Origin of the sequence: Xenorhabdus sp. SGI240 (assembly GCF_040081915.1) — a bacterium.
Lineage (GTDB): Bacteria > Pseudomonadota > Gammaproteobacteria > Enterobacterales > Enterobacteriaceae > Xenorhabdus > Xenorhabdus bakwenae.
The window spans coordinates 12,648-31,011 of sequence record NZ_JBEBMB010000061.1 but is presented as its reverse complement, the minus strand read 5'-3'; the positions used below and the strand labels follow the sequence as shown (position 1 = coordinate 31,011).

Below are 18,364 nucleotides of genomic sequence, written 5' to 3'. Positions count from 1 at the left end.
TTACACCTCGGACAGTTGCAGCCAGTAGTGGCGCAAATTGCAGGGCTTAACTGCATTCAGCGAACGTTTGGCGATCTCCACGCCACTCTCAGGGTAGGCTGGCATACTGGTGATCGTGATTTCCCGCAATTCCGCTTCTAATACCGTCCTGATATAAGGCTCCTGACCAACATCCCACAGGTCTTTTAGTGCCCTAAATCCGAAGCTCATTCCTGAGATATCACCACGCTCAACCAATGTCAGCACATCACGCCCCAATTGGGTATCAGGCGGGGTTAACTCGAAGCGTAATCCGGTGGCATCCTCATTCAATTGCAATGTGCCGGAGGTGGTACGGCCTAACAGGTTCATGTGATCATGCTCATAAAGCGCCCTGATATCTGCATTCATCGCTAAACTGGTACTAAAGGCATTCGGGGCGAACTGTTCTACAAACTCATCCCATAGCAAATGTGATCGACTACTCCACTTGACCACGTAACCGGTTAGTTTCTTATCACTGGCAGAAAGTGAAGCAGTGCGGATTTCAAAATCATTCTTCATCGATAGACTCCAAGACTATAAAGGGGCATCGCGCCCCTTATCGTTAACCCGCTTTCGTGTCTTTGATTTCCAGTACCTTGATGGCGTTGGAGTCCACCAGCCCACCGCCCAAATATTTATCGGTATGTACCTTATAAAATCCCGGTTCGGTGATATTGTCAGGACGGGTGCGGGTGCCGGTTTTATGGTCAACGATGAAGTAACCGCGCTTGAAGTAGCCCAGACCGATGATGTTATCCGGCATAAATTCGAGGTAATGAACAGGCAAACCCAGCAACATATCGGGATCACCGGCTTGTAGACGTTCGCGCCAGATATAATCGCCGTTGCCGTTTTTCAGCTTCTGCACCTGAGCGGCGGTTGTGGAGTTCATCACCCAAACCGCGTTCTTACGGTATTTGTTCTTAAGCAAGAATTTCAGGTCAATCAGGCTATCGGCCTCAAGTTTGGCTGCTTCCAGCTTTTGCAGTGTACCAAATGCGCGTACCTTGTCGGCTTGGGTATCACGGGGATAGGACAGGAAGCCTTTGGCTTTTTTGCTGCCATCACCGCTCACAAGATCCGTTTCTTCGGTATCCACGAACGTATCGGCAATCTCGGAAGTCAACCAACTCAAGATATCCACATCGCTAAAATCGATAATCTCTTGGGTAGTCTTGGGGTAAGCGTAGATCGGAAACAGTTTGATGCTGACTTCTTCCATCTTCGGCGTGGCAGTCTCACCGCGTGCCGTACCTTCTTCCCCGTGGGCTACCGCTGCGCCACCAACCGGAACAAGCTGCTTATACTCGTTGCTGCGAGTGGTCTTAATCGTACAGATTTGGCGCATGACCGACTCATCAGTCAGTTGCTGCATGATCTGCGTATTCAGTTCCGGGATAACGGTATAGCCACCGCCTGAGGGCACGCCGGTAGACAGCGAGCGTGTTTCTCCGGTCAGAATGTAATTGCGCAGTTCGTCATTACTGAGTTTGTCACTGGCTGGCTGGTTTTTGGCTTGATTGCGTTCTTCATCAGACAGCGCCTCATAACGGGCAATTTCCGTATTGAGTGTATTGGATTGATTGCGCAATTCGTCGAACTGTTTCGCTTCATCGGCATTAAGTGAGCGTTTTTCGTTTTCTGCGTTGGTCAGCAGTGAGCGCATTTGCTGGGTTAAATCGGCTTTCTGCTGGCGTAATTCGAGTAGTTTTTTCATGATGTTTTGTGGTTGGTTTTTATATGCTTTAAATACTATTTAACATTATGATAAACAATAAAAAAGCCCCTGACATTCAGAGGCTAAACTTGCGAAAACATGAGGACAGAATATTTACAAAAGTTTTCAATTACACAGTGATAAATCTTTCACATATGTTGTTGGTGACATCCACGATATTTTATCACATGTCAGATAACCATCATTTTTTAACTTATAGCTAACATAAAAAGAGACAGGTAAGCTGATGATGAATGATAAAATTGCCAACCAAACCATAAAGTTAACAATCACTTTATTAAATTTAGGTTGCCTATTAAAAATAAAGAAAAAAATAGAGCATAATAACGCGTAAAATAATAGAGGTGAAGTCATGACACCAATAACAACAGTGGCAGAAAATGTTATTTCATCTTTCATTAATATTAATGAAACAGCATCGCCAATAACGAAAATAACCGTAAATATTACTAACAATAATAATATTAGCACACCTAATGCTTGGAAGTATTTACTATTCACCTAAACCTTCCTAATTCATTAAAAAAATGCTGTAAATCCGCTTCCGGTGTTCTTGGTTTTCTTTTCATTTCTTCTTTCAAAAGTGCTATTAATTTTTCACTTATCCCATATTGCTTATCAAGAGTATCTAAAATATAAGCCGCTAGAACTCCAACAGCTAAAACTATCAGAGCAACGGCAATAATACTTCCACCTAAAAATGCAGTGGCAGTTAAAAGTGATCCTACAACCCAGGAGGAAGCAGCAATAATAGCAGTTTTAGCCATATCCATGGTTACATTTCCAAGAAAATCGGCTAGCGTATATTCATCCTTAAAAATACTTTCTATTACTCGATATCCAATAGAAAAAATGATGGAGAATCTAACTCCTTGAACAACGCTTGCATTAAGACCCTGCTGCCCAATTCCCATTCCAAGCATTTGGGGATTTTGGGCACGATATCGTGTCCCCATGATACGATTCCGAAGACCTGCATGCCCTGATATGTGAATATACCTTTCCCCATTTTTTCCTACATGTTCTGCCGCTTTAATGCCTAAGCTCTTAAATTCTCGAACAACATCATGGAATCCACGTGAATCATAGATATTTCCTGCGTAGGTAGATATGGGATCAGTGACAGAAAATACACGCGCCATAGGATTTTTTTTCTTGTTTCCTGCGTCCATACCTCTTGCAAATGCTTCTTCATAACTTAGGTGTGTTTCGTTCATACCTCTTGCAAATGCTTCTCCATGATTTGGACTTTGTGGACGGCGGGGACTGATATCCCCAATAATGCTTTGAGCTTCTGATAATGTGAGAACAAAGTGATACTGGGTATTATCCCTCAATACTTTTTCTAGACCAATAGCATCAAAAAATTCATGTTGAGGCTTTAGCTGATTAATTCCCACATTCCCCCTTAAAACATCCCCCATATAGCCATCCCAAGTGGGATTATATTTCTTATGTGTCATTCCTCAATTCTCCGTAGCACTCAATATCAAATTAATAATTGATTGACTTGTGTCAAGATTTCCGATGTAGCATCAATTAAGCAGGTTATAACAGCAATGCTTATCTATTCCAGCATGAATAAAAGATCACCAGCAAAATTGTGATTAATCTCTCTTCTTAAATAAAATCAGATAATTACCTAATTTAAATTTCAGATAGTACCCTAATAAAAAAACAAATTGATGCACTAAATTTATCTTCTTAGATTCCTCCGGCTTTTATTTACCTGCCAGAGATACCCCCTAAAAATCTTTTTCGCACTCTCAGTTATGCACCCTCTGCACAATCCCCTGAAAGCCTTGCTACATCTGGCTTTATGATAATTTATACGATATTCATTCACTGTATCACCTGTTCACTCATTTTTTATATGAATGAAGAGAATGTATAGTGAGTGTATAGCTAAAAAATAACTATACACCTATTATTTTCCTTTAAATACAAATGGATATTTAAAATAGTGCATGGAATGCAGACCTAAACCTAAAAGTTTTATACAGTAGGCTTAATTGTTCCGTAGCTCAGGTACAGAGGGTAGCCACTCTTCCGCGTCTTCGGATAATTCAACGTGATAAGCGTAACCTTTATTGGTTCGCACTTTCCGATACTCCTTTTTGTATTCCAGCATAATTTTAGGCAGTGATTCGCCGAACTTGGTCAGTGTAAGCGGGCGTTCAAAGCCGTGTGCTTCCATAAAAGAGAGGTAAGCGTGATACAAATACAGCCTCGGTGCGCGTGGGCTGATGTTCTTATTACCCATTTTCATCCCGACAGTATCGGCTACAGGTATTAGATAATCACAAAAACGATATAACGGATCTGAATTGCTTTTTACCGTTAACGCTTCGTTAGAGTCGCGTTGTGCCTGTAGCAGTTTTTTAGCCTTGTTCTGGTCGGCAAATTCCGTTAACAAATGGCGAATAATCACAGGCAGTTCCCGGCTGATTTTCTCCGGCAAGTGTGGATCTTTCTCTGACTCTTTAACCGGAATATTAAACGGGAATATTACCCGCCGCCGTGCAATGCCGCCGTTGCGTTCAGTAAAGCTCATCGGCTCGTTATTGGTCGCCAGTACGACAGCCTTAATCACGGTTGAGAACTGTTTCTCATATTTCCCGTCTACCTCAATCAAATCGCCGCCTGTTACCGCCTTAATGCCTGCGCCTTCACCGACATATTTAACCTGATCGGGCAACGTAATCAGGCTTTTCCCAACGAATTGATAGCGGCCTCTGGCTTCGTCCAGCGCTCGCATGTTGCCACTGGCGGTATTGTGCTCCCCCGCTAATAAGGTCGCAATATAGGTAAAGATGCTTTTACCGCTGCCACCTTCGCCCGTCACTTCAATAAATAGCTGCCAGTCATAACGGTTTGCCAGAATCATAAACAAGGCAGCTTTGATACGATTCATTTTGTGCTCATTGCTCCCCGCCGCATGGGATAGCCAGCGGTAAAAGTCAGGAGCATGATCAGGCAGATTTTCGCCGACAGCAGGCGGGGTGAATGCAATACCGTTATGATTGATTAACCAGTGCTCCGGCTGATGTGGGGTAAATTGTTGTGTCGATAAATCATACACACCATTACGAAAGCCGATTAAATCCTGCCGCTGTTCGCCGATAACCGGCACCTGTAATTTCATGGCACAGATAGCGTTATTGATCCCGTTCGGGCTGTAAGGCGTTTCGTGCTGGTCGAAAATTGCCACCATTGCCCGGCGCAGCGCATTATCCGACACGGTTTCCCATGTCGTACCGTTATAGTGATAAACCATTTCGCTATCAGGGTTCACCGCCACCTTACTATAGCGTTCAACCAACAATGCCCCGCGCTGACTGGCTGCCATTTGCGCCAGATTGTTATTGGACTTTTTGGGTTTCACTTCGTGGATCACCACCGCTTCTGTTTCCATAAGTTTTTTCTCCCCTATTTGATATAACCCATTGCTGAATGCCTGCTTTGCTGCCTCAATGCCATGATGCTGGCGATAATCGTCCCAATCGGCTTTCAATGCCGTTGGCGGTAGCGTTACCCAGCAATTAATCGCTATAGCGGTTTTTTCCGCCGCCACTTTGCCAATGTTCTTTTTTAGCCTGCCGTTTTTGTCGCGTTCTTCCGGTTCGTGCCAGTCATTATCTGCGGCAAGGATGATTCTGGCGTTTGGCCACCGTTCTCTCACCAGCCCGGCAACAATGGATAAGTTGCTTTCATCAATGGCCGCCAGTACGACACCTTTGTGTAACTGACTGACCGTTAAAGCGGTGGCGTAACCTTCGGTAATGATGAAAGTGTCCGGTGTTCCGGTTATGGGTGATAAGGGGATAAAACTCCCCTTTTTCCGCGTCCCGGCAACAAGGCGTTTTTCACCGTTCGGCTTGATGGTCTGAGCGCCCGTGATTGTGCCGTCGAGTGTCTGAGTGACCAGCAATAACGAACCATCTTTCAATAGCCGCTGATTGGGGCATTTCAGCCCCTTTTTAGTCAGATAGTGAGATTCACCCGTAACAGTGCTGGCAACCAGTGCCGCAATACGTTCAGCAATCGGTTTTGTCGTTTTTAGTTGTTCTTTCACAGGATTAGGTTCGGGCAAAGGCATTACCAGTACATCCGCAACTAATTTCGCCGCAGCATAAACCGTGATCCCTTTGCTTCTCGCCACCAAATCTAAACCGTCACCGTGGTTTGGCTCATCACACTGGCGACAATGCCAGTCGCCATTATGGTTATCATCGATAAAGTGAAAACGATCAGTACCGCCGCATATCGGGCAAGCACCATGCTTACCCTTTGCTGGAACGTCGATGCCACAAGCTAGCAACAGATTTTGCCAGTGACTGGTGGAGGATTGCTTAACCGCTCGGATTAGGTCAATCGGGCGGCTTTTGGAGTTATTATTTCCCTGACTCATGATCACTCATCCTCGCCATTAACCGCCGCATAAAGCGCGTGATAAACCTCATGATTGATATCACAGGCCAGAGAAAGTAAATCGTGTAACTCTTCTGAACAGTGTTGGTTGGCCTGCTCAAGAATGATTTCATATAAAGAGGTACATAAACCTGCACGAAACGAGGATTGCCCTAATGGATCTCTTTCCCGGCGTACAATGCAATTAACTAATTTATTCACCGGGTTCTGTGGAACGTGTTTCAGCAAGTCGCGGTGAACCTCCTGATGAATGCCGTGCGCCAGTGCAATCAGGTTATTTAAGTTGATTTCGCAGCGTTCATCTTTGGCTTTTTTGGTGATAAACGTGAAAAGTGAAATTCCCAGTCCCGCACGGTGCAACGCCTGTTTTAATGAAATAGGCTTCTTACTCATGGTATGCCCCCTGATGAGATACGAAGATCAGAGAGGACATATCAGCCCGCCGCCGCTGAGTGCCGGATGCAATTAGGAATGTAAATTTTAGGCGAGTTTGGTTAGACTGTGCGTCAGCCATAATCGTTACCTCTATTAACGGTTTGGTCAGACGCCTCGACAGTGTTAGCGCACTTCGGGGCGTTGCTGTTTTTATATCTTGAATAACTCAAGGTGTCAGCCACTATGTTATTTTTAAGTGTCAGCCACGTCAATTCTTTTTCCTGAAATTTTTTTATGTATACTGTCAGCCACCAACGACTAATGGATACAGATATGGCAACGAAAGCAGTAAATGCAAAATCAAAAAAATTAGAAGCCCGTGTACCGCACGAACTTGTTGACTCAATGGAAAAACTTAAAGAAGAGGGTGAAAGTACCGCACAATTCATAGTTTCGGCTATGTCAGGTGAGATCAAACGCCGCCAGCGCAAAGCCAAAATATTATCTGAGCAAGAATAATCATTGAACCCTCTGGAAGAGGGTTGTCTTTCGCTTCTATACTTTAAAACTAAGCCGTTTTTTGAATAAGTCTGACCGTTACCAATTAAGGCAGTTAATTTTTCCATAACGTTATTATTTAATTAGTAGATTTACGGCTATACGGGTTATTTACGTTTTCTACTGTAGGCGGATTACGTACCCAATGCAGCAGGTCACTGAGCAACCAAGCACAAGAATTGCGGCCTAATGGCTTGCGGGCAGGAAAACGACCTTCATTTTCCAGTTTCCATGCTGATGTTCTGGAAATAGAGGTAATATGCTGGCGTTCCTTTTCACGAATAAGACGATCATAGGGTTCGCCATACTCAGAAAGAATTGAGCGGCGTTCTTCAGGTGTAGGAGTGCTATATTGAATGGTCATGTTACCCTCACTGTTTAATTGTTTTTGTGAGGGTATTTTACTTAAAAGAAATCATTACAGAAGAAATCAACTTTGTTGTGTATATATTACAATTTCTCTATTTATCATCAAATCAATGCCCATTACTGAGCTGCCTTTAATATAACTACATTCTCATAATTACCCGCCAATATATCCAGTCTTTCACACCACGTGTTTAAAGCGTCTAGCTTCTCTGGTAGGTATTGACTCTTGTTGTATATCGCCATGATGCCCGGCAAAGCATGGCCTAACAGTTGCTCAACTACATGTGGTGCTATACCCATGTCATTCATTTTAGTTGCAAACGTTCTTCTTAAATCATGCAAAGACCATTCCTCGCCATGCTCTAATTTTTTCCATATTTTTCTGCCATATTGGGCTACAGCTTCAAGTTTTTTAACTTCACCTAATAGATAACCACTTTTATGGTTTTGGTGAATAATATTAACTAAAAATGGTTTCATATATTCCGGTATTGGACGAATAATTTTCTCACCTGTCTTGCTATTTTCTTTTGGGACAGTCCATAACATGGAATTAAAATTCCATTCTGAGCATTTCGATAACCTGACCTCTCGCGTCCGACAACCAAAGACAACCAAAATTTTCAATAAATTATTATAATAAGGTAGGTAAATATCTGTATTTATGGATTCCCATAATTGACCAAGCTCATTATCTTCTAAATATCGATGGCCTTTATTTTGTTTTTTTCCAACATCCTGAATGGTTAAATCATCCAATACATGGCTAACTGCATACCTTCTTACCCGGCAAAATTTTAGAGCTTGCTTGCACAATTGAAATACAGAGCCAGCAGCTACCGGAGCTTTCTTTTTCATCCTATCAAAGCATTGCAGCCAATATATTGTTTCGCAGTCAGATAATGCCATTTCACCAATATAAGGATAAATATGTTTTTCTAATTGAAGAATGAGGGTATCAATATTGACTCGATTTTCTCTGCCGTAGTGCTCTATCCAATATTCGATAGCGTCTTTTACAGTGACTGGTTTTAATGATTCCTGCATCACTAAGTTAAATTGGAGCTTGGGATCTTTACCGGATGCCAACCAGTTACGGCATTTATCCCGCGTTTCACGAGCTTGTTTGAGTGGCATATCAGGATAACGCCCAATGGTAAGGCGGTTTAACTTCTTGCCATCAAGCCGATAGGTAAAAACCCAACTAATACCACCAACTTTAGATGCTTTGGCACTCAGTCCAGCACCATCGGCAAAAAATTCAATATTGTCCCTTTCTTTTCCGTGTAGGGTTTTGAGTTTTTTGTCACTGAGCTTGTTTAGTTCGGTAGCCATGATCACCCAAAGTATTTATACAAATGTTTATACATATTGTGCTGTAAAAATGAATAAACGTCAATAAACACTGAAACAATATACAGGTGAATAAATTATTAATTATTTGATTTTTATATAAAAATAATAATGATGGACAACCTTCAAAACACAAAGTAAATATATATAGTCTGTAATGATTTCAGATACATTAACGCGCTATTTGCAGCTATTTCATTGCAAACATGCGAGTCTGTTCCCAATATTTCTAACATAATGAGAGAGTTACCATGGCAAAACACATCGAATTATCCGCCACTGGCGGCCCAGAAGTACTCCGATATTGTGAATTTACACCTGCTGATCTTGCTCCCGATGAAGTACAAGTCGAAAACAAAGCTATCGGTATTAATTATATCGATACCTACATACGCAGTGGTTTATATCCACCAGCCTGCCTGCCCTGCGGCCTGGGAACGGAAGCCGCTGGCATTGTCACTAAAGTTGGCACCAATGTGACATCAATTAAAGTCGGTGATCGTGTGGTTTATGCCCAGTCAGCCTTAGGGGCTTACAGTGAAATACACAACGTTCCTGAAAGCAAATTAGCGCTGTTGCCGGATGAGATCTCATTTGAACAAGCGGCTGCGTCATTTTTAAAAGGTTTGACTGTTTACTATCTGTTCAACCTGACACATAAGCTCCAAGCAGGAGAAACCACTTTATTTCATGCCGCCGCCGGCGGTGTTGGTTTAATTGCCTGCCAATGGGCAAAAGCACTGGGTGCGAAATTGATTGGCACAGTAGGTTCAGACGAAAAAGCGGTACTCGCCAAAGCAGCAGGAGCATGGCAAACCATCAATTATCGGCGCGAAAATATTGTTGAACGCGTCCTGGCTATTACTGGCAGGGAAAAAGTGGGTGTTGTATACGATTCTGTTGGCAAAGAGACATGGCTGGATTCACTGGATTGCCTAAAACGACAAGGGTTGATGGTTAGTTTTGGTAACGCTTCAGGTCCCGTCACCGGAGTGAATTTGGGTATCCTCACCCAGAAAGGTTCACTGTTTCTCACCCGCCCTTCTATTAATGGCTATATCACCACCCGCGAAGAGTTAGCAGAAGCCAGCAAGACATTATTTGCTTTAATTGCCAGTGGCAAGATCAATGTGGATGTACCAGAAAACCAGAAATTTCCACTGAGCGAAGCGGTAAGAGCACACCAGACACTGGAAAGCCGTGCAACCCACGGCTCCAGCTTATTGATCCCATGATTTCAGGCAAAACACCTGAGTGGATTTACATCCGCTCTGTCACCATTTCCAACGCTTTTTCAACAACCATAATATCAGCGCCCGGCTTATGGGCGTTTTCACTTAAATAACGACGCCACTGACGTGCCCCTGGGATCCCTTGGAAAATGCCTAAAATATGGCGGGTGATATGCCCTAAATAAGTGCCTTTGGATAGCTCTTGTTCAATATAAGGATAAAGCGCCTTAACCACCTCAACCGTATTAGTTACTGGAACTGTTTGGTCAAACAACTCACGATCCACATGTGCCAGAATGGATGGATTTTGGTAGGCTTCTCGTCCAACCATCACGCCATCCATATACTGCAAATGCTGCCTGGCCTCTTCCAACGATTTAATACCGCCATTAATTGAAAACGTCAGTTGGGGGAAATCCCGTTTTAATTGATAGACTCGCGGGTAATCCAAAGGTGGAATTTCACGGTTTTCTTTCGGGCTTAAACCCGACAGCCACGCTTTACGTGCATGGATAATAAAATTATCGCAATTGCTATTTTTCACAACAATATCAATAAAATCACACAAAAACTCGTAGCTATCCTGTTCATCAATTCCGATGCGAGTTTTAACGGTAACAGGAATATCCACGACATCCTGCATTGCCTTAATACAATCAGCTACCAGCGCTGCTTCTCCCATCAGGCAAGCACCAAAGCGGCCATTCTGCACACGATCAGAAGGGCAACCCACATTCAGATTGATTTCATCGTAACCTCTTTCCTGCGCGATCCTGGCACACTGCGCCAATGCCTGAGGATCACTACCTCCCAATTGCAGTGCCAATGGATGCTCTTGCTCGTTATAGGTCAGATAATCCCCTTTGCCATGAATAATCGCCCCCGTTGTAACCATTTCCGTGTAAAGCAGGGCTTCCTTACTCAATAAACGATGAAAGTAACGGCAATGGCGATCAGTCCAGTCCAACATGGGTGCAACGGAAAAGCGGGATGATGGGTGCATATCACAAACCTCGTTTAAAAATCAAAAAGATAGCGCCGATATCGCCACTTTATATTCTGGTTTATTTCGGCTTATTCAGCCATTAGGAGATATTAAGGGGAGCACAAACTCCCCCAAATTATCCACGACGGGCGATTATACAAAGCAAAAAGGATCGCTTCAAACGCAACCAAAAATGAATGCTTGAATTAGTTCCATTCAAAATGTAATGACGAGAATTTCTCTTGAATTTCATCAATAAATCGATTTGTACTAGAAAGACTCCAATTTCTAGCGATGTAATACTCCCCACCTTGATAAGCAAACTCAGGCTCTAACTGAGTACGATACTTTTTGTATTTGTCTTCAGTTCCTTTAATTTCTTCATATTTTTTCAGCAACTGAAACGAACAAGTTTTATTATTTCGGAGATAGTGAAAACCAGACTCATCAATTAATTTATGATCCTCAAGTGCCTTAACTGTATAAAAACCAATATCTGACTTACGGAAACCTTGCTGGTAAAGAATTCCATTAACATACAGATTAAGTGATGAGTGATCTTTTTCATTGCTAACAACTCTCTTTTCCCGATTTTTATGGCGTACCTCTATCTGGTAATCTACCGCTTCGGGAAGAGGAATAATTTGCTCAACATTCAATAAAAGTTTTTCATTCACTCGAAAAGGTTGAAGACGAACACAAGTTATATCCATCCCTCTATCATTCATCCATAAAACCGATGTCGTAATCTCTTTAGAAAAACCAAAAGCAGCTAAAACGATACGTGTTTCTTTAGCAAAATCATTATGTTGTGGAAAGTCCCAGGTTAGAAAATCCAACAGCGAACTTTCAGCATCAATATGCTGTCCCGTTTGATTCAAAAATTCCCTGTAGGCACTAACAGCTTGCTCCCACGTTAAATTCGAAACCATAGCTGCGTACCGAATCGCCTGAAGTTCCATATGACCACCATCTTCATCTCGCTTAAGCTCTATGACGACGAGATTGGCAGACTTATCGATACCAAGTAAATCGAGGCTTCGCTTAGAGCCAACAAAATGACTATATTCTTCTGCAATCACTAATGTATCTGGACTAATAGCTCCAATTTGCGATCTTAAAAGACGCTGGATGTCTTGTCGTTCCTTCAGCTTCTCTGCCTCAAATGAAGTCATTTCAACTTCTGTTAACGAATCCTGTGTTAATTCATATATTGCCATGTTTGTACTTGTAGTATTTTTTGTCGTTGTTCCTTTGTGCCATAGAGTATACATACCTATCCCTACAGGCTGTTAATGCAATACACGAATTTCGGTATGGTTATACTCCTCATCCATTACTTCGTCGTCAAATGAATCTTCCATTTGTTGATCGCGCAATATGGAATTGACCGCATCAGCAAAACCATCTTTCATATATTGTTCCATAAATATACCTTTCGGGTTTGGCCAGGGTAACTGAGCCATCGGCCAGTCACAGTGTTCCTTGTAAAACCAAAACGCTTTCAAGCGCCCTTCCACTGTGTCAAAATCCCGATGCCAATAGGCATTACCTAACCGATAATTCGTATGGAATTCATCAAAGCTGCCAAAGATTTCATAAACATAATCGGCTGTTTTTAGTATATTTTTCCACGCTGTTTCTTCACTAATATAGCCCGCAGCAAAACAATTTCGGTTCAAAACAATAGCTCGCCAGAGATCAAATCCCCAAAGTAAAGCGGGCGGGCGTCCATTAATTGAGCGAGAACATTGCTGTACATATTCCTCTGGCTCTTCAATTAAACTGCCAAGTACCTTAAACATTTCTCCATCGGTAAAAACCGCATCAACCGCAAAACGCTCTGAGTGCATTCCCGCCCATAAATCATGCAAAACTTTCCAATAGTCTTTTTCATCAAGTATTCCCCAATCTGTATAGACTTAAGATTGGTGAGGCTCTGCATCAGATAAGGGCAAGATACGGTATTGGTAATTATCACGAGAAACACGGCTTTTTAAAGGGTAATGTTCTAATGTTTCTGTCCAAAAACCATTGTAATAACAACTAACGATATGCAAACGCAATGCCTGACGTTTTTCTTCCGGCAAAACAGAATACTTTGCCTGTAAGTAATAACGTTTCTGTTCAGTAATAGGGAGATTTTTGATGCGTTGTAAACTATAAGTGGAGAAATAGATACCAAGTAAGCTCAAGCCAATCAAACTAGCCCAAAGTATGTATCCCTTTGAAGGTACGTTATTAGCATCAAGGATCAGTATCGTTATTCCGATCGATAATCCCCCTAACAAAAGTGTTGCAATCCAAAGAACACTAAAGCCAACTACCTGAACAGGCTTGAGAAATGCCAATCCCTTTCTTTCCTTGAGGATATTTTTGATTATCCTAAAACCATTAACAGGAAATCTTCTATTATTCGGGTGGTTTTGCAATAATTCTTTCATTTTTAATCCATTAATTAAGTAAGATGTATTTATAATTTTTTAATGTTGGAATTTTTTCTTTCTTAAGTGAAACCATTAGAATAAACAGCCTTATATTATATATCATTATAAACCATCTCTAATATTAGTAATGGAGAATACTATTTTCAGTGTTAATTATGAAGAATGACATATTTAAAAAACATATAATTTTAATTCCCAATATAATTGGCCGGATAAATTAACTTAAGCACCTGGATATTATCCAATATTTTCAGCTTTATTTTCTCCGTTTTTCAGCCCATTTTATTGTTCTTATTCACGGATTAACTTTATTTTCAAGTATCTCATCATGACAAGTGAGCCACTCTTCTTCACCGGTATGTTACACATCAGACGAGAATTGAACATCATAGAGATCCCACTCTCAGGTTAAAAAACATGATAATATTAAAGTCATTAGCATCGTGTCGGGGTGAGAGGTGTAATGAAAACTATCAATCAAAAAAAGTTACTGGCACAGGCTGAAACAATCTGTCGGTCAAGAGGGGTTCGTTTAACACCTCAACGCCTTGAAATTCTTCGCTTAATCACTGAACAACCTAGCGCGATAAGTGCCTATGATTTGCTGGATTTATTGCGTGAAGTCGAGCCACAAGCCAAGCCTCCAACAGTTTATCGTGGGTTGGAGTTTCTGCTGGAACAAGGTTTTATTCACAAAATAGAATCTACAAATAGCTATGTGCTTTGCCATCATTTTGAAGAGCCTTGCCATACTTCGGCAATGTTTATCTGTGAATTTTGTGGTTCAGTAACCGAAAAGGATGCAAAGGATATTGAATCAGCTATCCAACAGCTAGCACAAGGTACGGGATTTCACTTGCGAAATAGCGTGATAGAAGTGCATGGCATGTGTTCTTCCTGCCATGAGATTGAATCCTGTACAGAGCGTGATATATGCCAGCACAATCATTCGGTTGAAGAAAATAAAAAGAAATAATAAAAGACACTTGAAGACAAATTGAGCTATGAGGCGGTCATAACTAATATAATCATATATTTTCCCAGTGTCCGTTAAACTTAAGTTTAACGGACACTGGGAAAATGACCGCCCCAGAATGGCAAACTGCAATTATCCGCCTTTACAATCAGAACCAGTCCCCGCTACGAATAACGCCGACTGCCAATCCTTCAATAGTGAAATTCTGCTCGCTCAAATCAACAACAATGGGTTTAAATTCTGGATTCTCAGCAATCAGTTCAATTTTGTTTCCTGTTTGTTTGAAGCGTTTTACTGTAACTTCATCTTCAATGCGCGCCACAATGACTTGCCCATTATGAACATCTTGTGTTTTATGCACAGCCAGTAAATCTCCGTCCATAATCCCAATGTCTTTCATGGACATCCCTCTGACACGTAACAGAAAATCAGCACTTGGTTTGAATAATTCAGGATCAACCTTATAGTGACTTTCGATGTGTTCCTGAGCCAGCAGTGGTTCTCCAGCAGCAACACGACCGATCAGCGGCAATCCTGCTCCTCCATCTTCCTCTTCAAGAAGCAAACGGATACCTCTGGATGCACCAGAGATAATCTCTATCACCCCTTTACGCGCCAAAGCCCTTAAATGCTCTTCTGCTGCGTTAGGTGAACGAAAACCAAGCCGCGCTGCAATTTCAGCACGTGTTGGTGGCATACCCGTTTGCGAAATATGGTCACGCACCAAGTCGTAGACTTGCTGCTGTCTGGCAGTTAATGCTTTCATTTCGCCCCCTGTTTGTTTATACAGTCAAACTGTGAGTATATACAGGTAAAGCCGAATTGGGAACCGGTCAACATGTAAAAGCAGCGAACTAACATAGTTTGCTGAAAAAACACGCTACCTCAACGCATAAAATGCGACCAAAAGATCATTCCCCAAATAAACAGCGCCAAAAGTATACTGAGCAATACCGCCGCAGACCCCATATCTTTCGCTCGACCCGATAATTCATGATATTCACTACCGATGCGATCCACGACTGACTCTATGGCACTATTGAGGATTTCGACAATGACCACCAGCATAACAGCGCCAATCAGAAGAAGTCTTTCAAGTAAGCCAAAATCTATAGAAAATGCAATGATGATCGCAAGTATGGCGGCCATTGTTTCCTGCCGAAATGCCGCTTCATTTTGCCATGCTGCCTTGATTCCTTTCGCCGAATACCCAGCCGCTTTAATGATGCGATTCAAACCTGTTGATTGATTTGCCATAAAAATTTTCTTTAATGAACTTATTAATTGTATGGTTATATAACTTTTAGCTCTTATTATTGTCTTATTTTCCACAGATCTCAAAACCCGTTTCTGGTATCCTTGCGATGCGTTGCTAACAAGAGGCTTAAAGCAGTTATGTCAGGTTGGCGTAAAATATATTATAAGTTATTGAATTTACCACTAAAATTTTTAGTAAAAAGTAAACTAATCCCTACGGATCCTATTGCGGAGCTGCGTCTTGATACGACTCGGCCTATTTTGTACATATTACCGTACCGCTCAAAAACAGACTTATTGACTCTACGTCAACAATGTCTGGCGCAAGATCTGCCTGATCCGTTGAATCCTTTGGAAATTAGTGATACACAGCTGCCCAGTTGTGTCTTTATTGATAACGGTCCACGTGTGTTCCGTTGTTATGCACCAAAACATGAATCTGTGAAAATTTTCCACGCCTATCTGGACTTGCATCGTAATAATCCCGATCTGGATATCCAGATGGTGCCTGTTTCCGTCATGTTTGGCCGATCCCCTGGGCGCGAAGGGCAAGAAGGGCATACAACCCCACGATTACGCTTGCTAAATGGCGTGCAGAAGTTTTTTGCGATCTTATGGCTTGGACGGGATAGTTTTGTCCGTTTCTCCACTCCGGTGTCTTTACGCCGTATGGCCGACGAACATGGTACAGATAATATCATCGCCAATAAACTCGCCCGTGTGGCCCGGATGCACTATTCCCGCCAGCGTCTTGCGGCTGTTGGACCTCGTTTGCCTGCCAGGCAGGATCTGTTCAACAAGTTACTGACATCAAAAGCAATAGAAAAAGCGATTGCTGATGAATCCCGTAGCAAGAAAATCTCTCCCGAAAAGGCAAAGCAGAATGCTATCAATATGCTGGAAGAGATTGCTGCGGATTTCTCCTATGAAACCGTACGCTTGACCGACCGGGTTTTAAGTTGGACCTGGAACCGTTTGTATCAAGGCATCAATGTCCATAACGCCGAACGAGTTCGCCAGTTGGCACAGGATGGTCATGAACTGGTTTATGTTCCCTGCCATCGCAGCCATATGGACTACCTTCTGCTCTCTTATGTGCTCTATCACCAAGGACTGGTTCCACCGCACATTGCTGCGGGTATTAACCTGAATTTCTGGCCTGCCGGTCCGATATTCCGTCGTCTTGGTGCGTTCTTTATCCGCCGTACATTTAAAGGCAATAAGCTCTATTCAACCCTCTTTCGTGAATATCTCGGTGAGTTGTTTACCCGCGGTTATTCGGTTGAATACTTTGTCGAAGGAGGACGCTCCCGTACTGGTCGTTTGCTTGATCCCAAAACGGGGACGCTTTCCATGACCTTGCAAGCCATGCTGCGGGGAGAATCTCGTCCCATCACGATTGTGCCGATCTATATCGGTTATGAATATGTGATGGAAGTGGCAACGTATGCCAAAGAGCTGCGCGGGGCCACCAAGGAAAAAGAAAGCTTTTTCCAGATGGTTCGAGGGTTGCGCAAATTACGTAATCTGGGACAAGGTTACGTAAATTTTGGTGAACCGATCCCGTTGATACAATACCTGAATCAGCATGTACCAGAGTGGCGTGACTCCATTGACCCGATAGAATCTCAGCGTCCAACATGGCTGACGCCAACAGTCAGTAAACTGGCTAACAATATTATGGTCAATATCAATAATGCTGCCGCAGCTAATGCTATCAATTTATGCACTACAGCACTGTTATCATCACGTCAGCGAGCACTTACACGCGAGCAACTTATTGAGCAGTTAGATTGCTATCTGCAATTACTGCGTAATGTGCCTTACACTAACGATATCACGGTGCCAAACCAAACCGCAGAAGAGTTGTTAGATCACGCTCTTATGATGAATAAGTTTGAGGTTGAGAAAGACGGCCTGGGCGATATTATTATCCTGCCACGTGAAAGCGCGGTACTGATGACTTATTATCGTAATAATATCCAGCACTTACTGATCCTGCCATCCCTGATTACCAGTATTATTATGCATCACCGCCGCATTAGTCGCAGTGAATTGCTCAGACAGGTAGCACTGATTTATCCGCTGATCAAGCAGGAACTTTTCATGCGTTACAGTAAGGAAACGCTCCCGGACGTCGTCAATACCTTGATTGATGAGCTTGCGCGCCAATGCCTTATCTGCAACAAAGAGCAAGAAATGCTGGTGCTGAATCCTGCGCGTATTCGCCCACTGCAATTGCTGGCAGCAGGCATCAGGGAAACGCTGCAACGTTATGCCATAACGCTCTCTTTGTTGAATGCCACTCCTGAAATCAGCCGTGGTGTACTGGAAAAAGAGAGCCGGATGCTGGCACAACGTCTGTCAGTTCTGCATGGCATCAACGCGCCAGAGTTCTTTGATAAGGCCGTTTTTGCTTGCTCGGTCAATACGTTGCGTGAAGAGGGTTATATTCAAGACAGCGGCGATATGATCACCACCAGTGCCCAGGAACTCTATCATGTATTGAGTGAGTTGATGTCACCTGAAATTCGCTTGACGATTGAAAGTGTCAGTATGCCACCAGAACAGAATGAACCTATACAGATAGCACAAAATCAGCCATAACAAGGCCAGGCT

Annotated in this window: 17 protein-coding genes and 1 pseudogene; 4 read left to right on the top strand and 14 right to left on the bottom strand. The window is 42.6% G+C overall.

Annotated elements, in window-relative coordinates:
• From ABLA76_RS13415 to ABLA76_RS13390, 6 genes are all read right to left on the bottom strand, one after another.
• Entirely contained in the window at positions 1-543 is a 543-nt protein-coding gene (locus ABLA76_RS13415; RefSeq protein ID WP_348988301.1) for an HK97 family phage prohead protease, read from the bottom strand.
• Positions 544-586: 43 nt separating this feature from the next.
• A complete protein-coding gene (locus ABLA76_RS13410; RefSeq protein WP_348988300.1) occupies positions 587-1,741 on the bottom strand; it encodes a phage major capsid protein in 1,155 nt (384 codons plus the stop codon).
• Positions 1,742-1,867: 126 nt separating this feature from the next.
• Complete coding sequence (locus ABLA76_RS13405; protein WP_254851503.1) at positions 1,868-2,263, bottom strand: DUF1240 domain-containing protein; 396 nt, start codon at positions 2,261-2,263, stop codon at positions 1,868-1,870.
• Positions 2,260-3,225 (bottom strand): hypothetical protein, encoded by a 966-nt coding sequence (locus ABLA76_RS13400; protein WP_348988299.1) that lies wholly within the window; start codon positions 3,223-3,225, stop codon positions 2,260-2,262. The genes ABLA76_RS13405 and ABLA76_RS13400 overlap by 4 nt, the downstream gene beginning before the upstream one ends.
• A 545-nt stretch (positions 3,226-3,770) precedes the next feature.
• Positions 3,771-6,173 (bottom strand): primase-like DNA-binding domain-containing protein, encoded by a 2,403-nt coding sequence (locus ABLA76_RS13395; RefSeq protein ID WP_348988298.1) that lies wholly within the window; start codon positions 6,171-6,173, stop codon positions 3,771-3,773.
• A 2-nt stretch (positions 6,174-6,175) separates the two neighbouring features.
• Positions 6,176-6,586 carry a hypothetical protein gene (locus tag ABLA76_RS13390; protein ID WP_348988297.1) on the bottom strand — a complete coding sequence of 137 codons (411 nt, stop codon included), beginning with the start codon at positions 6,584-6,586 and terminating at the stop codon, positions 6,176-6,178.
• Between the two features lie 315 nt (positions 6,587-6,901).
• On the opposite strand from ABLA76_RS13390, the gene ABLA76_RS13385 reads away from it, so the two are divergent.
• Positions 6,902-7,087, top strand: coding sequence for a YlcI/YnfO family protein (locus ABLA76_RS13385; protein WP_348988296.1), 186 nt, complete (start codon positions 6,902-6,904; stop codon positions 7,085-7,087).
• 118 nt (positions 7,088-7,205) lie between these two features.
• Here ABLA76_RS13385 and ABLA76_RS13380 read toward each other — a convergent pair whose 3' ends face one another.
• A complete protein-coding gene (locus ABLA76_RS13380; RefSeq protein WP_348988295.1) occupies positions 7,206-7,490 on the bottom strand; it encodes an AlpA family phage regulatory protein in 285 nt (94 codons plus the stop codon).
• A 122-nt stretch (positions 7,491-7,612) separates the two neighbouring features.
• Positions 7,613-8,830, bottom strand: a complete 1,218-nt coding sequence (locus ABLA76_RS13375) for an integrase arm-type DNA-binding domain-containing protein (protein ID WP_348988294.1) — start codon at positions 8,828-8,830, stop codon at positions 7,613-7,615.
• 269 nt (positions 8,831-9,099) lie between these two features.
• On the opposite strand from ABLA76_RS13375, the gene ABLA76_RS13370 reads away from it, so the two are divergent.
• Complete coding sequence (locus ABLA76_RS13370; RefSeq protein ID WP_348988293.1) at positions 9,100-10,083, top strand: quinone oxidoreductase; 984 nt, start codon at positions 9,100-9,102, stop codon at positions 10,081-10,083.
• 25 nt (positions 10,084-10,108) lie between these two features.
• On the opposite strand, the gene dusA is transcribed toward ABLA76_RS13370, so the two are convergent.
• The 4 genes and pseudogenes from dusA to ABLA76_RS13350 all read right to left on the bottom strand — a co-directional run bounded on the left by dusA (position 10,109) and on the right by ABLA76_RS13350 (position 13,509).
• Positions 10,109-11,083: a tRNA dihydrouridine(20/20a) synthase DusA gene (gene dusA, locus ABLA76_RS13365; RefSeq protein WP_348988292.1), complete on the bottom strand. Its 975-nt coding sequence runs from the start codon at positions 11,081-11,083 to the stop codon at positions 10,109-10,111.
• Positions 11,084-11,271: 188 nt separating this feature from the next.
• A complete protein-coding gene (locus tag ABLA76_RS13360; protein WP_348988291.1) occupies positions 11,272-12,285 on the bottom strand; it encodes a hypothetical protein in 1,014 nt (337 codons plus the stop codon).
• A 72-nt stretch (positions 12,286-12,357) separates the two neighbouring features.
• Positions 12,358-12,972: pseudogene (locus tag ABLA76_RS13355) on the bottom strand (DUF1266 domain-containing protein); the annotation flags it as partial.
• A 15-nt stretch (positions 12,973-12,987) separates the two neighbouring features.
• Positions 12,988-13,509 carry a hypothetical protein gene (locus ABLA76_RS13350; RefSeq protein ID WP_348988290.1) on the bottom strand — a complete coding sequence of 174 codons (522 nt, stop codon included), beginning with the start codon at positions 13,507-13,509 and terminating at the stop codon, positions 12,988-12,990.
• Between the two features lie 466 nt (positions 13,510-13,975).
• Between ABLA76_RS13350 and zur the strand changes: the two genes are divergently transcribed.
• Positions 13,976-14,488 (top strand): zinc uptake transcriptional repressor Zur, encoded by a 513-nt coding sequence (gene zur, locus ABLA76_RS13345; RefSeq protein WP_348988289.1) that lies wholly within the window; start codon positions 13,976-13,978, stop codon positions 14,486-14,488.
• A gap of 148 nt (positions 14,489-14,636) precedes the next feature.
• Here zur and lexA read toward each other — a convergent pair whose 3' ends face one another.
• Both lexA and ABLA76_RS13335 read right to left on the bottom strand, forming a co-directional pair.
• Positions 14,637-15,254 carry a transcriptional repressor LexA gene (lexA, locus tag ABLA76_RS13340; RefSeq protein WP_348988288.1) on the bottom strand — a complete coding sequence of 206 codons (618 nt, stop codon included), beginning with the start codon at positions 15,252-15,254 and terminating at the stop codon, positions 14,637-14,639.
• A 119-nt stretch (positions 15,255-15,373) separates the two neighbouring features.
• Entirely contained in the window at positions 15,374-15,745 is a 372-nt protein-coding gene (locus ABLA76_RS13335; protein ID WP_285809226.1) for a diacylglycerol kinase, read from the bottom strand.
• 138 nt (positions 15,746-15,883) lie between these two features.
• On the opposite strand from ABLA76_RS13335, the gene plsB reads away from it, so the two are divergent.
• Positions 15,884-18,352 carry a glycerol-3-phosphate 1-O-acyltransferase PlsB gene (gene plsB, locus ABLA76_RS13330; protein WP_348988287.1) on the top strand — a complete coding sequence of 823 codons (2,469 nt, stop codon included), beginning with the start codon at positions 15,884-15,886 and terminating at the stop codon, positions 18,350-18,352.
• The last annotated feature ends 12 nt before the right edge of the window (positions 18,353-18,364 follow it).

Bases quoted from the DNA above. Each gene is read 5' to 3' on its own strand.
- ABLA76_RS13415 (WP_348988301.1), bottom strand. From the start codon at position 543: ATGAAGAATGATTTTGAAATCCGCACTGCTTCACTTTCTGCCAGTGAT.
- ABLA76_RS13410 (WP_348988300.1), bottom strand. From the start codon at position 1,741: ATGAAAAAACTACTCGAATTACGCCAGCAGAAAGCCGATTTAACCCAG.
- ABLA76_RS13400 (WP_348988299.1), bottom strand. From the start codon at position 3,225: ATGACACATAAGAAATATAATCCCACTTGGGATGGCTATATGGGGGAT.
- ABLA76_RS13395 (WP_348988298.1), bottom strand. From the start codon at position 6,173: ATGAGTCAGGGAAATAATAACTCCAAAAGCCGCCCGATTGACCTAATC.
- ABLA76_RS13390 (WP_348988297.1), bottom strand. From the start codon at position 6,586: ATGAGTAAGAAGCCTATTTCATTAAAACAGGCGTTGCACCGTGCGGGA.
- ABLA76_RS13385 (WP_348988296.1), top strand. From the start codon at position 6,902: ATGGCAACGAAAGCAGTAAATGCAAAATCAAAAAAATTAGAAGCCCGT.
- ABLA76_RS13380 (WP_348988295.1), bottom strand. From the start codon at position 7,490: ATGACCATTCAATATAGCACTCCTACACCTGAAGAACGCCGCTCAATT.
- ABLA76_RS13375 (WP_348988294.1), bottom strand. From the start codon at position 8,830: ATGGCTACCGAACTAAACAAGCTCAGTGACAAAAAACTCAAAACCCTA.
- ABLA76_RS13370 (WP_348988293.1), top strand. From the start codon at position 9,100: ATGGCAAAACACATCGAATTATCCGCCACTGGCGGCCCAGAAGTACTC.
- dusA (WP_348988292.1), bottom strand. From the start codon at position 11,083: ATGCACCCATCATCCCGCTTTTCCGTTGCACCCATGTTGGACTGGACT.
- ABLA76_RS13360 (WP_348988291.1), bottom strand. From the start codon at position 12,285: ATGGCAATATATGAATTAACACAGGATTCGTTAACAGAAGTTGAAATG.
- ABLA76_RS13350 (WP_348988290.1), bottom strand. From the start codon at position 13,509: ATGAAAGAATTATTGCAAAACCACCCGAATAATAGAAGATTTCCTGTT.
- zur (WP_348988289.1), top strand. From the start codon at position 13,976: ATGAAAACTATCAATCAAAAAAAGTTACTGGCACAGGCTGAAACAATC.
- lexA (WP_348988288.1), bottom strand. From the start codon at position 15,254: ATGAAAGCATTAACTGCCAGACAGCAGCAAGTCTACGACTTGGTGCGT.
- ABLA76_RS13335 (WP_285809226.1), bottom strand. From the start codon at position 15,745: ATGGCAAATCAATCAACAGGTTTGAATCGCATCATTAAAGCGGCTGGG.
- plsB (WP_348988287.1), top strand. From the start codon at position 15,884: ATGTCAGGTTGGCGTAAAATATATTATAAGTTATTGAATTTACCACTA.